General features: G+C 75.8%; 13 protein-coding genes and 2 pseudogenes. 10 read left to right on the forward strand and 5 right to left on the reverse strand.

Going from position 1 to position 20,033, the window contains the following annotated elements:
- Nucleotides 1-2 precede the first annotated feature (2 nt).
- The 3 genes and pseudogenes from KPF47_RS15045 (at nucleotide 3) to nirB (ending at nucleotide 6,588) form a co-directional block, all read left to right on the forward strand.
- A pseudogene (locus tag KPF47_RS15045) lies at nucleotides 3-2,149 on the forward strand (molybdopterin oxidoreductase family protein).
- A 216-nt stretch (nucleotides 2,150-2,365) separates the two neighbouring features.
- On the forward strand, nucleotides 2,366-3,805 hold the full coding sequence (locus KPF47_RS15050) for an FAD-dependent oxidoreductase (RefSeq protein ID WP_224389413.1): 1,440 nt from the start codon (nucleotides 2,366-2,368) through the stop codon (nucleotides 3,803-3,805).
- Nucleotides 3,806-4,041: 236 nt separating this feature from the next.
- The gene (gene nirB, locus KPF47_RS15055; RefSeq protein WP_224389414.1) at nucleotides 4,042-6,588 is read left to right on the forward strand and encodes a nitrite reductase large subunit NirB; all 2,547 of its coding nucleotides are present in this window, start codon (nucleotides 4,042-4,044) and stop codon (nucleotides 6,586-6,588) included.
- A gap of 140 nt (nucleotides 6,589-6,728) precedes the next feature.
- On the opposite strand, the gene KPF47_RS15060 is transcribed toward nirB, so the two are convergent.
- Nucleotides 6,729-7,961, reverse strand: coding sequence for an IS110 family transposase (locus tag KPF47_RS15060; RefSeq protein WP_224386690.1), 1,233 nt, complete (start codon nucleotides 7,959-7,961; stop codon nucleotides 6,729-6,731).
- Nucleotides 7,962-8,178: 217 nt separating this feature from the next.
- Between KPF47_RS15060 and nirD the strand changes: the two are divergent.
- The 4 genes and pseudogenes from nirD to KPF47_RS15080 all read left to right on the forward strand — a co-directional run.
- Nucleotides 8,179-8,466: pseudogene (nirD, locus tag KPF47_RS15065) on the forward strand (nitrite reductase small subunit NirD); the annotation flags it as partial.
- 106 nt (nucleotides 8,467-8,572) lie between these two features.
- Nucleotides 8,573-9,763, forward strand: a complete 1,191-nt coding sequence (locus KPF47_RS15070; RefSeq protein WP_224389415.1) for a uroporphyrinogen-III synthase — start codon at nucleotides 8,573-8,575, stop codon at nucleotides 9,761-9,763.
- On the forward strand, nucleotides 9,760-10,467 hold the full coding sequence (locus KPF47_RS15075) for a sirohydrochlorin chelatase (protein ID WP_224389416.1): 708 nt from the start codon (nucleotides 9,760-9,762) through the stop codon (nucleotides 10,465-10,467). Before KPF47_RS15070 ends, KPF47_RS15075 begins: the two co-directional genes overlap by 4 nt.
- Nucleotides 10,468-10,469: 2 nt before the next feature.
- Nucleotides 10,470-11,261 (forward strand): putative protein N(5)-glutamine methyltransferase, encoded by a 792-nt coding sequence (locus KPF47_RS15080; protein WP_224389417.1) that lies wholly within the window; start codon nucleotides 10,470-10,472, stop codon nucleotides 11,259-11,261.
- A 177-nt stretch (nucleotides 11,262-11,438) separates the two neighbouring features.
- On the opposite strand, the gene KPF47_RS15085 is transcribed toward KPF47_RS15080, so the two are convergent.
- A complete protein-coding gene (locus tag KPF47_RS15085; RefSeq protein ID WP_224389418.1) occupies nucleotides 11,439-12,392 on the reverse strand; it encodes a zinc-binding alcohol dehydrogenase family protein in 954 nt (317 codons plus the stop codon).
- Nucleotides 12,393-12,472: 80 nt separating this feature from the next.
- Here KPF47_RS15085 and KPF47_RS15090 point away from each other — a divergent pair, with 80 nt between their 5' ends.
- Complete coding sequence (locus tag KPF47_RS15090; protein WP_224389419.1) at nucleotides 12,473-13,102, forward strand: TetR/AcrR family transcriptional regulator C-terminal domain-containing protein; 630 nt, start codon at nucleotides 12,473-12,475, stop codon at nucleotides 13,100-13,102.
- Between the two features lie 7 nt (nucleotides 13,103-13,109).
- Here the strand turns inward: KPF47_RS15090 and KPF47_RS15095 are convergent, their stop codons facing one another.
- The gene (locus tag KPF47_RS15095; RefSeq protein ID WP_224389420.1) at nucleotides 13,110-13,391 is read right to left on the reverse strand and encodes an MGMT family protein; all 282 of its coding nucleotides are present in this window, start codon (nucleotides 13,389-13,391) and stop codon (nucleotides 13,110-13,112) included.
- A 44-nt stretch (nucleotides 13,392-13,435) separates the two neighbouring features.
- On the opposite strand from KPF47_RS15095, the gene KPF47_RS15100 reads away from it, so the two are divergent.
- Nucleotides 13,436-16,984, forward strand: a complete 3,549-nt coding sequence (locus KPF47_RS15100) for an ATP-dependent DNA helicase (protein WP_224389421.1) — start codon at nucleotides 13,436-13,438, stop codon at nucleotides 16,982-16,984.
- A 64-nt stretch (nucleotides 16,985-17,048) separates the two neighbouring features.
- Here the strand turns inward: KPF47_RS15100 and KPF47_RS40130 are convergent, their stop codons facing one another.
- Together KPF47_RS40130 and KPF47_RS15110 are read right to left on the reverse strand one after the other, a co-directional pair.
- On the reverse strand, nucleotides 17,049-17,723 hold the full coding sequence (locus KPF47_RS40130) for a phosphatase PAP2 family protein (protein ID WP_224389422.1): 675 nt from the start codon (nucleotides 17,721-17,723) through the stop codon (nucleotides 17,049-17,051).
- Nucleotides 17,724-17,733: 10 nt separating this feature from the next.
- Nucleotides 17,734-18,582, reverse strand: coding sequence for an LLM class F420-dependent oxidoreductase (locus KPF47_RS15110; RefSeq protein ID WP_224389423.1), 849 nt, complete (start codon nucleotides 18,580-18,582; stop codon nucleotides 17,734-17,736).
- Nucleotides 18,583-18,662: 80 nt separating this feature from the next.
- Here KPF47_RS15110 and serS point away from each other — a divergent pair, with 80 nt between their 5' ends.
- Complete coding sequence (gene serS, locus KPF47_RS15115) at nucleotides 18,663-19,913, forward strand: serine--tRNA ligase (protein ID WP_224389424.1); 1,251 nt, start codon at nucleotides 18,663-18,665, stop codon at nucleotides 19,911-19,913.
- Nucleotides 19,914-20,033 lie beyond the last annotated feature (120 nt).

The following is a 20,033-nucleotide window of genomic DNA, read 5'->3' on the forward strand; positions in this document are numbered from 1 at the left end:
CCGTGGGTCCGGACGACCGGACCGCCACCCACTGCCCGTACTGCGCCCTGCAGTGCGGGCAGTGGGTCGGCCCGTCCGGTGAGGTCGACGCCCGTGAGTTCCCGACGAACGCCGGGGGGATGTGCCAGAAGGGCTGGACCTCCGGCGCTCTGCTCGCCCATCCGCAACGCCTGACATCGCCGCTGGTCAGGACCTCGCGGGAGGCCGGATTCACCGAGACCGGCTGGGACGACGCCCTCTCCGGGGTCGCGGGGCGGCTCGCCGCGCTGCGGGCCGAGCACGGTCCGGACTCGGTCGCGGTGTTCGGCGCGGGCGGGCTCACCAACGAGAAGGCCTACCTGCTCGGCAAGTTCGCCCGGGTCGCGCTGGGCACCAGCCAGATCGACTACAACGGCCGGTTCTGCATGTCCTCGGCCGCGGCCGCGGGCAACCGCGCCTTCGGGGTCGACCGCGGGCTGCCGTTCCCGGTCACCGACCTCGACGACGCCGACCTGGTCGTCCTCGCCGGCGCCAACGTCGCCGAGACCATGCCGCCGCTGATGTCGCACCTGACCGGGGCGCGCCTGGTCGTCGTCGACCCGCGGCGCACCCCGACCGCGGAGCGGGCGATCGCCTCCGGCGGGCTGCACCTGGCGCCGCGCCCGGGCACCGACCTGGTCCTGGCGCTGGGGATGCTGCACGCCGCCGTCGTCGACGGGCACCTCGACCTGACCTACCTCGACGAGCGGACCACCGGTTTCGACGACGTCTGGGCGACCGCCTCGCAGTGGTGGCCCGAGCGCGCGGAACGTGTCTGCGGGGTCGCCGCCACCGACATGCGCACCGTCGTGGGGTGGCTCGCGGAGTCCTCCCGCCGCTACGTCCTGACCGCGCGCGGCGCCGAGCAGCACGCGCACGGCGTCGACACCGTCGCCGCGTGGATCAACCTGTCACTGGCGCTCGGTCTGCCGGGCCGTCCCGGATCCGGTTTCGGCACGATCACCGGGCAGGGCAACGGCCAGGGCGGGCGCGAGCACGGGCAGAAGTCCGACCAGCTGCCCGGCTACCGGCACATCACCGACCCGGTCGCCCGGCAGCACGTCGCCGGGGTGTGGGGGTTCCCGAGGCCTCGATCCCCGGGCCCGGCCGCAGCGCGGTCGAGCTCCTCGACTCCCTCGGCCGTCCCGGCGGGCCGAGGGCGCTGCTGGTCTTCGGGTCCAACGTGCTGGTCTCCGCGCCCGACGCCCGCGCCGTCGCCGAGCGGCTCGACGCGCTGGACCTGCTCGTCGTCGCCGACGTGCTACCCGGCGAGACGGCGATGCGCGCCGACGTCCTGCTGCCGGTCGCCCAGTGGGCGGAGGAGGAGGGGACCATGACGAACCTGGAGGGACGGGTGCTGCGCCGCCGCCGCGCGCTCGCCCCGCCGCCCGGGGTACGCACCGACCTCGAGGTGATCGCCGGGCTGGCGTCCGCCCTCGACGCGCCGGGGGAGTTCCCCGCCGACCCGCGCACCGTGTTCGACGAGCTGCGCCGCGCCTCGGCCGGCGGCATCGCCGACTACGCGGGCGTGTCCTACGACCGGCTCGACGCGGGCGAGGCCCTGCACTGGCCGGTCCCCGCCGACGACCACCCCGGCACCCCGAGGCTGTTCACCGACCGCTTCGGCCACCCCGACGGGCGTGCCCGGATGCTGCCGGTCGACCACGTCGAGCCGGACGAGGGCACGGGCGGCGGGTACCCGCTGACCGCGACCACCGGCCGGGTGCTGGCGCACTACCAGTCCGGCGCGCAGACCCGCCGGGTCGCCGAGCTCGCCGAGGTGTCGCCGGAGGTGTTCGTCGAGGTGCACCCGGACACCGCCGCCCGGCACCGTCTCGCCGAGGGCGACCTCGCCGACGTCGTGTCCCGGCGCGGGACGACGACGGCGCGCGTGCGCTGCGTCCCCACCCTCCGCCCGGACACCGTCTTCCTGCCCTTCCACTTCGGCGGGACGGGAGCGGCGAACAACGTCACCAACCCGGCCCTGGACCCGGTGAGCCGGATGCCGGAGTTCAAGGTGGCCGCGGTCCGTCTGGAACCCGCCCCGACGGGCCGGGACACGTCCGACGCCGCCGGGGCCCGCCCCGAGGCCGAGCCGAGTCCCACCGGCGCGGGTCGGTCCGCGCGCTGATCCGCTCCTCGCGCGCGTCCGGACGCGCGCGGAGCACGGATCACCGCGCGGTCCGCGGATCACCGCCCGGTCCGCGGATCACCGTGGGGCGCGGCACGTCGCCCGACGCCGCGGGGCCCCGGCTCACGGACGGCGCTCGCCGAGGATGAGGACCTCGTAACGCCCGGGCAACCCCCGGCGTTCTCCGCGTAACCCCCCGTTCCTACCGTCGGTGTCATGAGCAGGCGCGTGGTGGTGGTCGGACACGGGATGGTGGGTGCCCGCGTCGTCGAGGAGATCCGGCGGCGCGATCCGGACGGGGAGCGGGTGACGATCACCGTCCTCGGCGCCGAGGCCCGCCACGCCTACAACCGGGTCCTGCTGTCCACCGTGCTCGCCGGCGGCCTGCGGCCCGCCATGGTCGCGCTGCCCGCCGTCGAGGGGATCGACCTGCGCACCGGCGTCGCGGCGACGGCGATCGACCGGGCCGCCCGGGTCGTGCACGCCGAGGACGGCACCACCCACCCCTACGACGAGCTGGTCCTCGCCACCGGGTGCCGGGCCTGGCTCCCGCCGGTCGACGGTCTCGCCGACGCGGGCGGCGGCGACGTGCCCGCCCGCGGTGTGAGCCTGTTCCGTGATCTCGACGACTGCGAGCGCATCCTCGACGCGGCCGTGCCGGGCGCGCGGATCGTCGTCGTCGGGGGTGGCCTGCTCGGGGTCGAGGCCGCACGCGGGCTCGCCGGGCGCGGCGTCGCGGTGACGCTCGTGCACCCCCGCACCCACCTGATGGAACGCCAGCTCGACCCGGGCGCGGGCGAGGTGCTCTCGACGGCGCTGCGCGAGCTCGGTGTCGCCGTCCGCTGCGGGGTCGGCGCCAAGGCCTGGGACCCCGACACCGGACTGGACTGCGACGACGGCTCCCGGGTCGCGGCGGACGCCGTCGTCGTCGCCGCCGGGGTGCGTGCGAACACCGCGCTGGCCGCCGACGCCGGGCTCGCGGTGGACCGCGGGATCCTCGTCGACGACCGTCTCGCCACCGAGGACGGCCGGGTGCACGCCGTCGGCGACTGCGCCCGGCACGCCGGCGCCCCCGGCGGGCTCGTGCAGTCCGGCTGGGAGCAGGCAGCCGTGCTCGCGGACCTGCTGACCGGCACCGATCCCGCCGCGCGCTACCGCGGTACCCGCCCGGTGACCCGTCTCAAGGCCCGCGGCCTCGACCTCGCCGCGCTGGGCGACCCCGCCTCCGGGGACGAGGAGCTGCGTGTCTCCGACCCGCGTCGCGGCCGCTACGGCGTCCTCGCGCTGCGCGACGACCGTGTGGTCGGCGCGGTCCTGATGGGGCTGCCCGACGCCGCCGCCATGATCACCGGGCTGTACGACTCCGGCGCCCCGGCCCCCGCCGACCGGCTCGCGCTGCTGCTCGGCCGCGCCCTGCCCGGCGACGCGTCGCCGGCCGCCGACCCCGGGCGGATGCCGGGCGACGCCGTGGTCTGCCGCTGCAACAGCGTCTCCAAGAACGCGCTGGTCACCGCCTGGCGTGCGGGCGCCCACGACGTCGACGCGCTGTCCCGGCGTACCCGGGCCGCCACCGGGTGCGGGAGCTGCCGCGACGCCGTCTGCGGGATCCGGGACTGGCTGGCGGAGGCCGATCCGCCGGAGCCGAAGGTCGCCTGACACCCCGTCCGGGGCGACCCCGCCTCCGTGGACGGGGCCGGGCGGGCCGGGTGGTTCCGTGGCGGCCGCGGCCGCGGACGGGGCTGCGGTGCGTCGACCCGTCCCGGGCAGCCGGCTCACAGTCCGCCGACGCCGGGAATGAGGACCTCGTAACGGCGCTGCAATCGCGCACAGTCCCCGTGTAATCCCACGTTCCTACCGTCGTTCTCCGAGCGATCGTGACGGAGGAGATGCACATGAGCCGCCACCTGGTGGTCGTCGGGAACGGCATGGTGGGCCATCGCCTGGTCGCCGCGATGCGGGACCGGGACACCGCGGGGGACTGGGAGATCACCGTCCTCGGCGAGGAGACCCGCCGCGCCTACGACCGGGTCGCCCTGTCCTCCTATGTGGACGGCAAGTCCGAGGAGGAGCTGCGCCTCGACGACGACGACCTGCGCGGCGACCCGCTCGTCACCTACCACCTCGGCGACGCCGTGGCGTCGGTCGACCGCGACGCCCGCCGCGTCGTCACCGCGTCCGGCCGCACCCTGGGCTACGACGCGCTGGTGCTCGCGACCGGGTCGTACCCGTTCGTCCCGCCGGTCCCCGGCAAGGACCTGCCCGGGTGCTTCGTCTACCGCACCCTCGACGACCTCGACGCGATCAAGGAGGCCGCCGCGGCCGCCGCGGACGACCCGGCGCGCAAGGGGCGGCCGTCGGCGATCGTCGTCGGCGGCGGGCTGCTCGGCCTGGAGGCGGCCCGCGCGATGCGGCTCCTCGGCCTGTCCCCGCAGGTCGTCGAGATCGCGCCGCGGCTGATGCCGGTCCAGGTCGACGAGGGCGGTGGCGCCCTGCTCAAGCGCCTCGTCACCGACCAGGGCATCGCCGTCCGGACGGGGGTGTCGCTGTCGGGCGTCTCCGCCGACCGCGGACGCCTCGTCGGGACGCTGTCCGACGGTGTCGAGCTCGACGCCGACCTGGTCGTCTTCTCCGCGGGCATCCGCGCGTCCGACCAGCTCGCCCGCGACTGCGGCCTGCCCGTCGGCGAACGCGGCGGGGTGTGGGTCGACGACCGCTGCCGCACCGGTGACGACGCCGTGTGGGCGATCGGGGAGTGCGCCGCCCTGGAGGGCCGCACCTACGGCCTGGTCGCGCCCGGCTACGCGATGGCCGAGGTCGTCGCGGACCGGCTGCTCGGCGGGCAGGCCCGGATGACCCCGGAGGAGCTGGACATGTCCACCCAGCTCAAGCTGCTGGGCGTCGACGTGGCCAGCTTCGGCGATGCGCACGCGACCTCCGAGGGCGCGCTGGAGATCGTCGTCAACGACCCGGTCGAGGGCACCTACTCGAAGCTGGTGGTGTCCGACGACGCGTCGACGCTGCTCGGCGGGGTGCTGGTCGGCGACGCCTCGCGCTACGGCTCGCTGCGCCCGCTGGTCGGGGCCCGCCTGCCCGACGACCCGGTCACGCTGATCTCCAAGGGCGGAGCCGAGCCGGACGCGTCCGCGCTGCCGGACTCGGCGCAGATCTGCTCCTGCAACGCCGTCACCAAGGGTCCGCTGTGCGCGGCCATCGACGACGGCGCGCACACCGTGCCGGAGCTGAAGGCGTGCACCCGGGCGGGTACCACCTGCGGCTCCTGCGTCCCGGCGCTCGCCCGGATCCTGGCCCAGCAGGGCGTCGAGGTCTCGACGGCGCTGTGCGAGCACTTCGACCACTCCCGCGCCGAGCTGTTCGAGATCGTCGCCGGCGCGGGCATCACGTCGTTCTCCGCGCTCATCGAGGGCTACGGCCGCGGGGCGGGCTGCGACATCTGCAAGCCGGTGGTCGGGTCGATCCTCGCGACGCTCTACAACGAGCACGTCCTCGACGGCGAGCGGGCGACCCTGCAGGACACCAACGACCACTTCCTCGCCAACATGCAGCGCAACGGCACCTACTCGGTGGTCCCGCGGATCGCCGGCGGCGAGGTGACCCCCGAGGGACTGATCGTCATCGGCGAGGTCGCCCGGGACTACGGGCTCTACACCAAGATCACCGGTGGGCAGCGGATCGACATGTTCGGCGCCCGCGTCGAGGACCTGCCCGCGATCTGGCGACGCCTGGTCGACGCGGGGTTCGAGTCCGGGCACGCCTACGGCAAGTCGCTGCGCACCGTGAAGTCCTGCGTCGGCACGACCTGGTGCCGTTACGGGGTGCAGGACTCGGTCGGCCTCGCCGTCGAGCTGGAGCTGCGCTACCGCGGGCTGCGCAGCCCGCACAAGCTCAAGTCGGGCGTCTCCGGCTGTGCCCGGGAGTGCGCCGAGGCCCGCTCCAAGGACTTCGGCGTGATCGCGACCGAGCACGGCTGGAACCTCTACGTCGGCGGCAACGGCGGCTTCACGCCGCGCCACGCCGAGCTGCTCGTCTCCGATGTGGACACCGAGACGCTGGTCCGGACGATCGACCGGTTCCTGATGTTCTACGTCCGCACCGCCGAGCGGCTGCAGCGCACCGCGCCGTGGATCGAGGCGATGGACGGCGGCCTGGACCACCTGCGCGCCGTGATCGTCGAGGACTCGCTCGGCATCTGCGACTCCCTCGACGCCGCGATGGCCCGTCACGTGGACTCCTACGCCGACGAGTGGGCCGGTGTGCTGGCCGACCCGCAGAAGCTGGAGCGGTTCGTGTCCTTCGTCAACGCGCCCGACACCCCCGACCCCACCGTCCGCTTCGTCGAGGAGCGGGGGCAGAACGTCCCGGCCCCCGGCCGTCCCGACGAGCCCGTCCTGATCGGCCTCCCGGAGGTGTCCCCGCGATGACCACCCGGCTCGACGCATCCACCACCACGACCGGCACGACGACCGCGCCCGCCCCCGCCGGGACCGAGCCCGCCGGCTGGCTGACCGTCTGCCCGGTGGACCGGCTGCAGCCCGGCCGGGGGGGTGTCTCTATGGGTTCGTCAAGCGGCGGCGAGTTCTGGATCGGGGTTGTTGACCGTGGGCGGGTTGTAGGGGCGGCGGTCGCGGAGCATGGCGTAGATGACGTCGGTGCGGCGTCGGGCGAGGCAGATCAGGGCGGCGTTGTGTCGTTTGCCGGCGGCTCGTTTGCGGTCGTAGTAGGCGCGGCTGGCGGGGTCGGCCAGGGCGGCGAATGCGGACAGGAACAGCGCGGATTTCAGGGCGTGGTTGCCGCGCTGGGATCGGGTTTCGCCTTTGATCGAGGTGCCGGAGCGGCGGGTGACTGGGGCGAGGCCGGCGTAAGCGGCGAGGTGCCCGGCGGTGGGGAACCCGGAGCCGTCGCCGACGATGGTGAGGATCTTGATGGCGGTCCTGACCCCGAGTCCGGGCATCGAGGTCAGGACCGGTCCAAGAGGGTGGGCCTCCAGGCGGGCTTCGAGCTCGTCGGCGAGCTGGTCGCGTTCGGTGTGGACCTGGCGCAGCTGCCCGGCGACGCCGGTGATGACACGGGCGAACGCGGCCGTGCCGGGAACGGTCAGGCTCTGGGCGTCGAGCGAGGTCAGGATCTGGGCGGGAAGGGTGCGGGCCAGTCGAGGCGACCGGGCCCGCATCGTCTCGGCGATCCCGTCAGCGCCGAGCTCTCGCAGGGCTTGCGGGGTGGGCGCGGCCGCGAGCAGGTCGAGCACGCCACCGCGGTCCAGGCGTGGCCCGAGCAGGCGTTCCAGGGCGGGATGAACATGCAGCAGGGCGTCGCGCAGCCGGTTCGTCAGCCGGGTGCTCTGCCCAGCCAGGTCATCGTCGTAACCGGCGAGCACAGTGAGTTCGGCGAGGGTCTCGTCGTCGGTGCCGACCCGGCGCAGGGTGTGCGGCATCGTCCGGGCGGCCTCGGCGATCACGTGGGCGTCGCGGGCGTCGGTCTTGGCCTGCCCGGGATGCAGGTCGGCGATGCGGCGCATCGCCAGCCCGGGCAGGTAGGCCACCGTGATCCCCAGATCACGAGCGACGGCGATGGCCAGCGCTCCGATCGAGGCGGGCTGGTCGATGACCATCAGCACCGCGCCGTGCTCGGCCAGCCCGGACAGCACGGTGCGCAGCGCCGATTCGTCGTTGGGCAGGGCCTTGTCGTGCACCCGCTTCCCGTTGGTGTCGACCGCGCAGGCGTGGTGTTCGGACTTGCCCACGTCCAGGCCGCAGAACACCGCGAACCCGGTCGGGTGCTGGTCAGGATCGGGCAACCGCCGCTCCCTTCTCGTCGCGGCAGGCCGACCACGAGCACCCGCGCCGGCAGCCACGTTACGAGCAGACCACACGGGTCAGGTCTCTATCAGCGGTCGTTGGCGCCCTCCGGCCACGGCGACAACACCCCCCAGATCATCGGGCGACAGGGGCAGTCAGTCATACCGCGGCCGGCGGCCTGCAAGCCCTCAGCGGGCTTGATCAAGAAGGTAACGGGGGGGCGCCGCGCTCGTCGGTGACACCCAGGTCGCGTTGTTCCGCCTCGCCGACGACTCCGTGTACGCCCTGGGCAACATCGACCCCTTCACCGGGGCCGCGGTCGTGTCGCGCGGCATCGTCGGCGACCGCGGCGGCGAACCGACCGTCGCCTCGCCGCTGTACAAGCAGATCTTCGCCCTGCGCGACGGCCGCTGCCTCGACGGGGCCGACGAGGGCGAGGCTGTGAGCCTGCCCGCGTTCGTGGTCCGGGTGATGGGCGACGCGCTGCAGGTCGGGCTACGGTGAACAGGCCTTCCCGCACCGTCGTGCCCACCACCACCCGCGACGTCCCCGGCGACCTCCGTGCGTCCTGCGCGCCGGACGGCCGGGGTATCGGAGGAACGGAGAACCGGTGACCCGATCCGCCGCCCGAGACACCGCCGCCGCGCCCGACGCGGCCCCGGTGCCACCGCTGGCCGGGTTCACCGTCGGCATCACCGCGGCGCGCCGTGCCGAGGAGCTCGCCACGATGCTGGAGCGCCGTGGCGCGAGCATCCAGCACGGGCCCGCGCTGCGCATCGTCGCCCTCGCCGACGACGCCGACCTCGAGAACCGGACCCGCGAGCTCGTCGCCGCGCCGCCGGACATCACCGTCGTGACCACCGGGATCGGCTACCGCGGCTGGATCGAGGCCGCCGACGGCTGGGGGCTGGGCGAGGAGCTGCTCGTCGCGCTCGGCCGGTCGGAGATGCTCGCCCGCGGACCCAAGGCCCGCGGCGCGATCCGCGCGTCGGGCCTGGTCGACGCCTGGTCCCCGGAGTCGGAATCCACCGCCGAGGTACTGGAGCACCTGCTCGACCGGGGCGTCGAGGGCACCCGGATCGCGGTGCAGCTGCACGGCGAGCCGCTGCCCGACGTCGTGGACGCGCTGGAGATGGCCGGCGCCGAGGTCGTGACGGTGCCGGTCTACCGGTGGGCGCCGCCGCTGGACCTCGGCCCGCTGGACCGGCTGATCGACACCGTCCTGACCGGCGGGATCGACGTCCTGGCCTTCACCAGCGCGCCCGCCGCGGCCGGCATCCTCGCCCGCGCCGGCGAGCGGGGGCTGCGCGAGGACCTGCTCGCCGCGTTGCGCGGCCCCGTGCTGGCACTCTGCGTCGGTCCGGTCACCGCCGCCCCGCTGGAGTCGCTCGACGTCCCGACCGTGCAACCCCAGCGTTCCCGGCTCGGCGCGATGGTGCGCACCTGCGAGTCCGTCGCGCCGGCCCGGGCCCGCAAGCTCCCGGTCGGCGGCCACCAGCTGGAGCTGCGCGGACACGCGGTGCTCGTCGACGGCAGGCTGTGCCCGCTCCCGCCGACGCCCATGACGCTGCTGCGGCTGCTCGCGAAGCGTCCGGGCCGCGTCGTGTCCCGGGCGGAGCTGCTCGCCGCGCAGCCCGGTGGGGCGGGCGACGAGCACGCCGTCGAGAACGCGATCGCCCGCCTCCGTGCCGCACTCGGCGTCCCCGGGCTGGTGCAGACCGTGGTGCGCCGCGGCTACCGGCTCGCGCTCGAGCCCGAGCACGGCGCGCACTGCGCCGAGGACCCGGAGGCGACCCGGTGACCGGGCTCCCGCTGCTCCTCGTCGCGCACGGGTCACGCTCCGACGACGCCGACGCGGTGATCCGGTCGCTCGCCGCGGCCGTCGCCGAACGCGGCCCGGAGGTCGAGGTCTGCTACGTCGACGTCCGCGGGCCGAAGGTCGTCGACGCGGTCATCGACCTGCAGGACCGTGGGTGCGACGGCGCCGTCGTCGTCCCCGCGTTCCTCGCCGCCGGCTACCACGTGCGCACCGACCTGCCCGCCCAGCTCGCCGAGGCAGGCGCCGACCCGGCCCGGTTCCCGGTGACCCGTTCGATGGGCCCCGACCCGCTGCTCGCCGCCGCGGCGCTGGACCGCCTCCGCGCGGCAGGCCACCGCGACGGGGACGCCGTCGTCCTGGCCGCGGCCGGGTCGTCGGACCCGTCGGCGGTCGCCCAGGTGCACGCCAGCGCGGGGATGCTCGCCCGCCGGGTCGGCCGTCCGGTCCCGGTCGGGTTCGCCGCCACCGGCACCCCCTCGGTGGCCGAGCTGGTCGCCCGCCTGCGCGACGCCGGGGAGCAGCGGGTCGCGGTCGCGTCCTGGCTGCTCGCCCCGGGGGTCTTCCAGACGCGGCTGCTCCGGTCGGGGGCCGACGTCGTCGCCGACCCGCTCGGCGTGCACGACGACGTCGTCAGCTCCGTGCTCAAGCGCTACGCGGCCGGAGCCGCCGCGGTGCTCGCGGCCTGACGGTGCCCCGGGCCGGCCCGGACCTCGTCGCCCGGCTGCGTGCCGCGGGCTGCGTGTTCGCCGAGGACGAGGCCGCGCTGCTCGCCGCCGCGGCCGACGGCCCGGAGCTGGAGGCGTTGGTACGGCGCCGGATCGGCGGCGAGCCCCTCGAGCACCTGCTCGGCCGCGTCGTGTTCGACGGGCTGACCGTGCGGATCGGGCCCGGGGTGTTCGTACCGCGCCGTCGCTCCGAGGCGCTGGTGCACGCGGCCGTCGCCGCGCTCCCGGGTACCGCCCGCCCACGGGTCGTCGACCTGTGCTGCGGCTGCGGCGCGCTGGGTCTCGCCGTCGCCCGCCGGGCGGCCCGGCGACGGGGTACGACCGTGGAGCTGCACGCCGCGGACACCGACCCGGTCGCCACCGCCTGCGCCGCGGACAACTTGGCGGGGACCGGCAGCGTGCACACCGGTGACCTGTTCGCCGCGCTCCCGGCCGCCCTGCGCGGACGGGTCGACGTGCTGGTCGCGAACACCCCCTACGTCCCCACCACCGCGATCGGCTCGATGCCCCCGGAGGCCCGCGACCACGAGCCCCGCGCCGCGCTCGACGGCGGCGCCGACGGCCTCGACCCCGCCCGCCGCGTCGCCGCCGGGTCGGAGGAATGGCTCGCGCCGGGCGGCACGCTGCTGATCGAGACCGGTACCCCTCAGGCGCCGGTGCTGGCCGAGGTGTTCACCGCGCACGGCCTCACCGCCCGGATCGGCACCGACGACGACCGTGGCGCGACCTGGGTGCAGGGCCGGGCCCGCCGCTGACCGGGGTCCGGGTCGTGGCTCCGCTCTTCTGACCCCCGCGCAGCACCGGCCGGGGCGCCGCCGGGAGTCGCCCGGTCGTGGTCGTGTCCAGGGGGTCGCGACGCTCGACCCCGCGTCGACGAGCACGTTCCCGCCCCGGGGAGGGCGCGGACGTGCGTGTCGGTCGGCGACGGTGGATCAGCCGGTGGCGATCACCAGGCGTCCGGGCCCGTCGGCGGACCAGGCCCGCTCGACGTCGGCCAGGTCCGCCACCCGCAGCGGTACGTCCAGGTCCTCGGACACGACCGCGTCGAGCAGCCGGGGCAGCTCGGCGAACAGCAGCGCGGGGTCGATGCTGCCGCCGCCGCTGCCGGTGACCTCGATCCGGCGGGCGCGCAGGATCGCGGCGTCCAGCTCCACGGTCCGTCCGGCGAGCGAGCCGATCTGCACGTAACGCACCGCGCGCCCGCCGTGCTGCAGGCTGTCCGCGCGCAGCGCGTCGAACGCGGCCCCGGCGACCGGGCCCCACAGGTAGTCGAGGACGAGGTCGGGACCGCCGTCGAGGGCGGCCAGGAGCGCGGCGGTGGTCGTCGTGGGGTCGTCGGAGATCCGGACGCCGACGACGCGGTCGTCGGCGCAGACCCGCTCCAGCGCGGCCGGGTCGCGCCCGGCCGCGATCACCCGGCCCGCGCCGTGGTGCAGTGCGATCCGCACGGCCAGCGAGCCCGAGGCGCCGGTCGCGCCCAGGACCAGCACGGTGCCGCCCGCCGGGACACCGCGGTCGGCCAGGGGCATCCACGACGACATTGCCGGGTTCACCACGGCCGCGGCGAGCTCGGTGGACAGCGCGTCCGGGACCGGCACGGTCCAGCCTGCCGGGACCAGGGTGCGTTCGGCGATCGTGCCGTAGGGGGCCGGGCAGCCACCGGTGTAGACGCGGCGGCCGTCGAGCTCGGCGATCCCGTCGACGCCTGCGACGAACGGCAGCCGGTCCCCGGCGGAGTAGTGGGAGCCCGCGGCGACCGAGCGCACCAGCTGGTGCACGCCGGCGGCGAGCATGCGCACCACGACCGTTCCGGCGCCCGGCCCGGGCACCGGGAAGTCGGCGCAGGCGGGCGCGGTGGCGAACGACGTGACGACAGCGGCCTTCATGGCACACCTCCATTGAACAGTGTTCAAAAACAGTGTCGCCTACACTGCTCTGAACATTGTTCAACGTCAAGGGGGCACGGGTGGCGCTGCACCGCGAGGCCATCGTCGACGCCGCGTTCGAGCTGCTGGCCGACGGCGGACTCGACGCGATCACCGCCCGTGCGCTGGCGGCCCGGCTCGGGGTGCGCGCGGGAGCGCTCTACTACCACCTCCCGGACATGGCGGCGCTGCGCGACGAGATGGCGACGCGCGTCGTGCGGCGGGTCCTGCAGCGCGTCGGTGAGGCGGCCGGGTCGGACTGGGCGACGCTGCTGCGGGCCGCGGCGGCCGGTACCCGGGACACGCTGCTGGGATACCGGGACGGGGCGATGCTCGTCGCCGGCACCCACCTGCTCGACGACGAGGCCCTGCGCTCCCTGGAGGTCCCGCTGGCCGCCCTCGTCGCCGAGGGGTTCGCCCCGCTCGACGCCCAGCGCGCGCTGGCGACGGTGAACGCCTACGTCGTCGGGTTCGTGATCGAGGAGCAGGAGCGACGCGACCCGGTACGCGGCGCCGCGTACACCACCGAGCGCCGCCGGGCCCGGCTCGACCCGGACGCGCAGCCGCTCAGCCACGCCCTGAGCGACGAGGTCGCCGCGCTGCCGGAGGAGGCGTTCACCTGGGGGGTGGAGGCGATCGTCGCCGGGATCGGGGCGCGTCGCGGCGGGTGAGGAGCGGTCAGCGTCCGCGGTGCTCGCGGGGCAGCCGGCCGTCGACCATCAGGATCCCCTCGGCGCGCAGCCGGGCCGCCTGCTCGACGGCGATGTGCGGGGCCGAGCGCCCGTCCGCACGCAGCACCCGGTGCCACGGCAGGTCGTGACCGTCCTCGGCGAGGATCCGGCCGACCAGCCGCGCCGAGCGGATGCCGGCGAGGTCGGCCACCTCGCCGTAGCTGAGGGTCTGTCCGGCCGGGATCGACCGGACGACCTCGCGCACCCGTTCCAGGATCTCCTCGTCCACGCCTGCAGTCTGACGCTGTCGGTGCCCCGTGGTCTCATCGCCCCATGAGCCGAACAGCCCCCGAGCAGGCGTCGCCGCGCCTGGTGCGCGCGGCCCCCCGGCCCGCGCCCGCGAGGGAGTGGACCGGTGCCGCCGCGCGGGTGCTCGCGCACGAGCGGGGTGCGCTGCGCGTGCTGGGCGGCCCGGGCACCGGCAAGACGAGCCTGCTGCTCGACGCGGTGGTCCGCCGGATCCGGGCCGGGGAGCCGCCCGGATCGGTGCTGCTGCTGGTGGGCAGCCGCCGGGCCGCGGAGGAGCTGCGCGGTCGGCTCACGTCGCTGCTGACCGAGGGCGGCGGTGACCTCGCGGGGGACTTCGGGGTCCGCACCACCCGCGAGATGCTGGTCCGCACGGTGCACTCCTACGCCTTCGGCGTGCTGCGGCTGCACGCCGCGCGCCACGAGGACCCGCCGCCGCGGCTGCTGGCGTCGGCCGAGCAGGACGTGGTGGTCCGCGAGCTGCTCGCGGGCGAGATCGACGGCTGGCACGGCACCGTGGCCGGCTCGGGCTGGCCGGAGCGGCTGGACCCGGCACTCGGGCTGCCCGGGTTCGCGGCGGAGCTGCGCGAGCTGCTGCTGCGGGCGGCCGAGCGCGGACTGGGTCCCCGGGAGCTGGCGGAGCTGGGGCGCGAGCACGGGCGCGAGGAGTGGGTCGCCGCGGCCCGGTTCTTCCGTACCTACGAGGAGGTCACGCTGCTGCGCGGGGCGGCAGGACGGGGCGCGCCGCAGGCCACGGCGCCGGCCCTGGACTCGGCCGAGCTCGTCGCCGCCGCGCTGGACACGCTGGCCGCGGACCCGGACCTGCGCGAGCAGGAGCGGCGCCGGGTGCACCACCTCCTGGTCGACGACGCGCAGGACCTCGACCCGCAACAGATGGAGCTGGTCGCGGCGCTGGCCGAGCACGCCGGGTCCACGCTGCTCGCGGGCGACCCCGACCAGGCGGTCCTCACCTTCCGCGGTGCGGACCCGCAGGGCCTGACCGTGCTGGACGCGCCCACCGAGGTCCTCACCGTCGACCACCGCCAGCAGTCCGGGGTGCGGGCGGCGGGGCTGCGGGTGGCGGAGAAGCTGCCCGGCGCCGGGGTGACGCGGACCCGGCGCGGTCCCGAGCAGGACGACGGGTCCACGGCGGCCGTCGCCTCCCCCACGGACGCCCGGGACGCGACGGCCGTCGCCTCCCCCGGGGACGCCCGGGACGCGGCGGGGGTCGGTGAGCCCGTGCAGGTCCGGGTGTTCGGGTCGCCGTCGGCGGAGGCGGGCTGGATCGCCGACCGGCTGCGCCGCGCGCACCTCGTCGACGGCGTCCCGTGGTCGGACATGGCGGTGCTGTCCCGGTCCGCCCGGCGCACCCTGCCCGCGCTGCGCCGCGCCCTCGCCGCGGCCGGGGTCCCCCTGGCGGCGCCACCGGACGAGGTGCCGCTGCCGCGTCAGCCCGCCGTCGTGCCGTTGCTGCTGGTGCTGCGCGCGGCGTGGCGGCCGTCCGCGGTGGACGCCGACCTGGCGACCGCGCTGCTCACCTCCCCACTCGGTGGCGGCGACCCGATGCGGATGCGACGGCTGCGCCGCGGCCTGCTGCGGATGCACGCCGCCGCGGGGAACGACGTCCGCGTGTTCGCCGACGACGAGCGGGTCGAGACCGGTGGGATCGACCCGGCGGCGGCGAGCAGCGACCCGCTGCTGGTCGAGATGCTGCGCGACGCGGTGGCGGGCCGGCCGGACCCGCTGCCGATGCTCTCGCCCGCCGAGGCCGCCCCGATGCGCGACGTGGGGCGCCTGCTCGACACCGCCGCGCGCTCGATCGGTGCGGGTGAGCAGGTCGAGGAGACGTTGTGGAAGGTGTGGCGGCGCACCGGCCTGGCGAAGCGCTGGAGCGAGGCGAGCGCCCGCGGTGGTCCCGGTGGTGCGGCCGCCGACCGGGACCTCGACGCGGTCCTGGCCCTGTTCGATGCCGCCGCCCGCTACACCGACCGGCTGCCCGGCGCCGATGTCGGCGGTTTCCTCGAGTACCTCGTCGACCAGCAGCTGCCGGGGGAGACACTGGCCCCGCAGGCGCCCCGGGGTGGGGCGGTCGAGCTGCTCACCGCGCACGGCGCCCGTGGCCGGGAGTGGGCGGTCGTCGCGGTGCCCGGGGTGCAGGAGGGGCTGTGGCCCGACGTGCGCCTGCGCGGCAGCCTGCTCGGGCACGAACGGCTGGTCGACCTCGTCGGCGGGGTCGCCGCCCCGGACGACGCGGTGTCCCGCACGGCGCCGCTGCTCGCCGAGGAGCGCAGGCTGTTCTACGTCGCCTGCACGCGTGCCCGGACGACCCTGCTGGTCAGCGCCGTGCAGGGGGAGGACGAGCAGCCCTCCCGGTTCCTCGACGAGCTCGACCCGCGCCCCGCCGACGCCGCCGAGGCCCGCCCGGTGCACCGGCCGGAACGGTCCCTGGTGATGGCCGAGCTCGTCGGGGAGCTGCGCCGGGCGGTCACCGAACCCGACCGCGGCGACCCGGGGCGCGCCGCGCGTCGCCGCCGGGCTGCGGCCCAGCTGGCGCGGCTCGCGGCCGACGACGTCCCCGGCGCCCACCCCGACAGCTGGTACGGCACGGCCGAGCTGTCCGACGCGGCCCCGCTGCGCGCGGACGGCGAGCTGGTGCCGATCTCCCCGTCCGACGTCGAGACGATCGCGGGCTGTCCGCTGCGCTGGGTGCTGTCCCGGCACGGCGGCGACGAGACCGGTGCGCTCTCCGCGGTCACCGGGTCGCTGGTGCACGCGCTGGTCCAGGCCCGCGCCGCCGGCGCCGACCCGGTGGAGCTGGAGGAGGCGCTGCGCTCGGCGTGGCGGCGGCTCGACACCGGGGCGCCCTGGTTCGGGCGTCGCGAGCTGGTGCGGGTGCGCGAGATGCTCGCCGCCTTCGACGACTGGGTCCGGCGCAGCCGTGCCGAGGGGCTGGAGCTGGTGGCCGTCGAACAGCCGGTCCAGCTGGACCTGGACGGGGAGGACGACAGCGAGGGCGACGATCCCGGCCCGCCCACCGGTGGTGCCGGCGCGAGCGACGGCGACCCGGCGGGGGCGGCCCTCCTGCCGGTCGACACCGACGGCGACGGGGCGGGTGGCCGTGGCGGCGGGGCCGCGCGTGCGGCCCGGCGGGTCCGGCTGCGGGGACGCGTCGACCGGCTCGAACGTGACGACCGGGGCCGTCCGGTCGTGGTCGACGTCAAGACCGGGAAGACGGCCACCTCGGCCAGGGCCACGGCCGAGCACCACCAGCTGGCCGTGTACCAGCTCGCAGCCTCGCTCGGTGCGTTCGACCAGCTCGTCGGGGGCGGGGTGGAGCCCGGCGGAGCGCGGTTGCTGTTCCTGGCCGACCGCAAGGCCGGCGGCGAGGCGAAGGAGCCGAAGCAGGAGGCGCTGCGCCCGGAGGAGATGGGGCACTGGCGCGACGTGCTGATGACCTGCGCCGAGGACTCGGCGGGGGCGGTGTTCGTCGCCCGGGCCGGGCCGGACTGCGAACGGTGCCCGGTCCGCACCAGCTGCCCGGCGGTCGAGACGGGCCGGACGGTGGTGGACGGGTGAGGTGGTGCCGGCCGGGTCCCCGCGCCCGGCCGGGCCGCGACGGCCGGCCGTCGTGCAGGCGCGGTCAGGCCGCGGGTGCGGGCCGGGCCCGGCGGTCGGCGATCCGGTCGATGACCGTCGCCGCGCCCAGACCGAGGGCGAGCGCGGAGCACAGCCCCCCGACGGTGTCGGTCGGGTAGTGCGCCCCGATCCGCACCATCCCCGCGCCGACGGCTCCGCCGGCCACGAGCGTCGTCGCGGCCAGGACGGCGACGGCCGGGCCGGTGCGGACCACCGGCAGCAGCCCCACCAGCAGCAGGGCGACCAGGAGCCCGATCGACACCGCCCCGCCGGTGTGGCCGGAGGGGAAGGCGTAGCCGGCCGCGGTGGGGGTCGCGATGGTGCGCCCGACCAGTGGCTTGAGCACCGTCGTCGTGACGCCGGTCAGACCGGGACCGACGACGGCCAGCGCGGCCAGGCGTGGCCGTCGCAGGACCAGGGCCGCCCCGGCGAGCAGCAGCGCGGACAGCACGACCACCGGCGGGGAGCCGAACGGCACCGCGTGGGTGAGCAGGGTGCCCGGACCGCGCCCCAGCGCATCCAGCACGGCGTCGGCGCCCCGGTCGAGTCGCCCGGCGGCCGCGTCACCGCGGTGGATCCCGGCCAGGACCACGACGACGGCGACGGCCGCCGCCACGATCAGTGGCGCCGGCCGTTGCAGCGGTCCCAGCAGGGACGGGTCGTCGGGGGTGGGGCGCACCCCGCCCAGGCTAGCCCGCGCTGGACAGGCCCAGCGCGCTCGCGAGCCGCCGCAGGTCGCCCTCCGGCTCGCGCATCCCGGGTGTGATGACCTGGGCGCAGACGTGGTCGGCGCCCGCGTCGAGGTGCTCGGTGAGGCGGGCCGCGACCTGCTCGGGGGTGCCGTGGGCGACGAGCGCGTCGATCAGGGCGTCGCTGCCGCCGTCGTCGAGATCGGACTCCGCCCAGCCGAGCCGCTTCAGGGTGTTCCGGTAGTTGACCAGGCTCAGGTAGGGCTTCTCGACGGCCGGGCGACCGAGGGTGCGCGCAGCGGCCGGGTCGTCGTCGAGCACGACCTTGTGTTCCGGCGCGATCAGCGCCCCGGCGCCGTAGCGTTCGCGCGTGGAGCGGGTGTGCTCGGGCGTGGTCAGGTACGGGTGGGTCCCGGCGGACCGCTCGCGGGCCAGGTCGAGCATCTTCGGGCCCAGTGCGGCGACCGCGCGGCCGTCGGTGGGGACCTCGAGCTCGTCGAGCCGGTCGAGGTAGGCGACGAGTGCGGCGTACGGCCGGGTGTAGTCGCTGGTGGCCTCCGGGTGCCCGACGCCGATCCCCAGCAGGAAGCGTCCCGGGTGCCGCGCCTCGATGCGGTGGAACGACTCCGCGACCTCGTCGGCGGGGGTGGCCCAGATGTTCACGATGCCGGTCGCCACCGCCAGCGAGGTCGTCGCGTCGAGCAGCGACTCGGCCAGCGCGAGGTCGCCGGGCGGTGAGCCGCCGACCCACACCGCACCGAACCCGAGCTTCTCGATCTCCGCGGCGAGATCGGGGGACAGCCCCGTCTCGTGCCGCCAGACGCCGTACCGGCCGAGGGAAACACTCATGGTGGTGACTACCACCGCGCGGGTCCGATCATTCCCGGTCCTACGATGGCCCCTCCACTACGCGAGAGGCTGGAACAGCAGTGATCGACCTCAAGGCGGCCCGACAGGACCCGGACACCTTCCGCACGGCGCTGTCCCGTCGCGGCGCGTCCGCGGACTTCGACGCCCTGCTGGAGGTCGACGCCCGCTGGCGAGAGGCCACCGACCGCGTCGGCAGCCTGCGCGCCGCGGCCAAGCAGCGGCCCAAGGGCAGGCCCACCCCGGAGCAGGTGGAGCAGTTCAAGCAGGAGAAGGAGGAGCTGCGCGCGGCCGAGGACGCCCTCGCGGTGGCCGACACCGAACGGTCCGAGATCCTCGCCCGCATCCCGAACCTGCCCGACCCGACCGCCGCCGACGGCATGGCGGAGGAGGACGCGGTCACCGTCCGCACCTGGGGCACCCCGCCTGCCTTCGACTTCCCCCCGCGCGACCACCTTGACCTGGCGTCGTCGACGGGCCGGGTCGACATGGCCCGGGGTGCGCGGCTGTCCGGGTCGCGGTTCGCCTACCGCTTCGGCGACGTCGCGCGGCTGGAGATGGCGCTGTTCCGCTACGTCATGGACAAGCTCGCCGGCGAGGGCTTCGTCCCGGTGCTCGGCCCGGTCCTGGCGAACGAGCGGGCGATGTACGGCACCGGCTTCCTGCCGACCGAGGCGTCGAACCTCTACGAGCTGGAGAAGGACGGCCTCTACCTCACCGGCACCTCCGAGGTCGCGCTCGCCGGGATCCACATGGACGAGATCGTCGACCTCGACGCGCTGCCCGCGCGCTACGTCGCGTTCTCGACGAACTTCCGGCGCGAGGCCGGTGCGGCGGGCAAGGACACCAAGGGCATGTTCCGGGTGCACCAGTTCGACAAGGTCGAGATGTTCGTCTATTGCCTGCCGGAGAACTCCCGGGACGTGCACGAGGAGCTGCTCGCCCACGAGGAGTCGATCGTGCAGGAGCTGGGGCTGCCCTACCGCGTGCAGAACATCGCCGTCGGCGACCTCGGCAACCCGGCCGCGAAGAAGTACGACATCGAGGCCTGGTTCCCGATGCAGGAGCGCTACCGGGAGATCACCTCGTGCTCCAACACCACCGACTACCAGGCGCGCCGCCTCAACGTCCGGTTCCGCCGCGAGGCCGGGGCGCCCACCGAGAACGTGCACACGCTCAACGGGACCGGAGCCACCGCCCGCGCGATGCTCGCGATCATGGAGAACTTCCAGGACGCGCACGGGACGGTCACGGTGCCGGAGGTGCTGCGGTCCTACGGCGCACCCGCGACCGTCGGGGCCCCGCCGGCCTGAGCCGCGGGGGCCGGTGGACGGGGTGGTGACGTGCGCGACCCCGGGCCTGGGCAACCGGGCGCGCCCCCGGACGTCCACGCTTGCGTGGAGAAACCGGTGAGCGGCGAGTCGCGGCGTGGG

The organism is Pseudonocardia sp. ICBG1293 (assembly GCF_020131355.1).
GTDB lineage: Bacteria > Actinomycetota > Actinomycetes > Mycobacteriales > Pseudonocardiaceae > Pseudonocardia.

Bases quoted from the DNA above. Each gene is read 5' to 3' on its own strand.
- KPF47_RS15085 (WP_224389418.1), bottom strand. From the start codon at position 12,392: ATGAAGGCCGCTGTCGTCACGTCGTTCGCCACCGCGCCCGCCTGCGCC.
- KPF47_RS15110 (WP_224389423.1), bottom strand. From the start codon at position 18,582: ATGAGTGTTTCCCTCGGCCGGTACGGCGTCTGGCGGCACGAGACGGGG.
- KPF47_RS15100 (WP_224389421.1), top strand. From the start codon at position 13,436: ATGAGCCGAACAGCCCCCGAGCAGGCGTCGCCGCGCCTGGTGCGCGCG.
- KPF47_RS15050 (WP_224389413.1), top strand. From the start codon at position 2,366: ATGAGCAGGCGCGTGGTGGTGGTCGGACACGGGATGGTGGGTGCCCGC.
- nirB (WP_224389414.1), top strand. From the start codon at position 4,042: ATGAGCCGCCACCTGGTGGTCGTCGGGAACGGCATGGTGGGCCATCGC.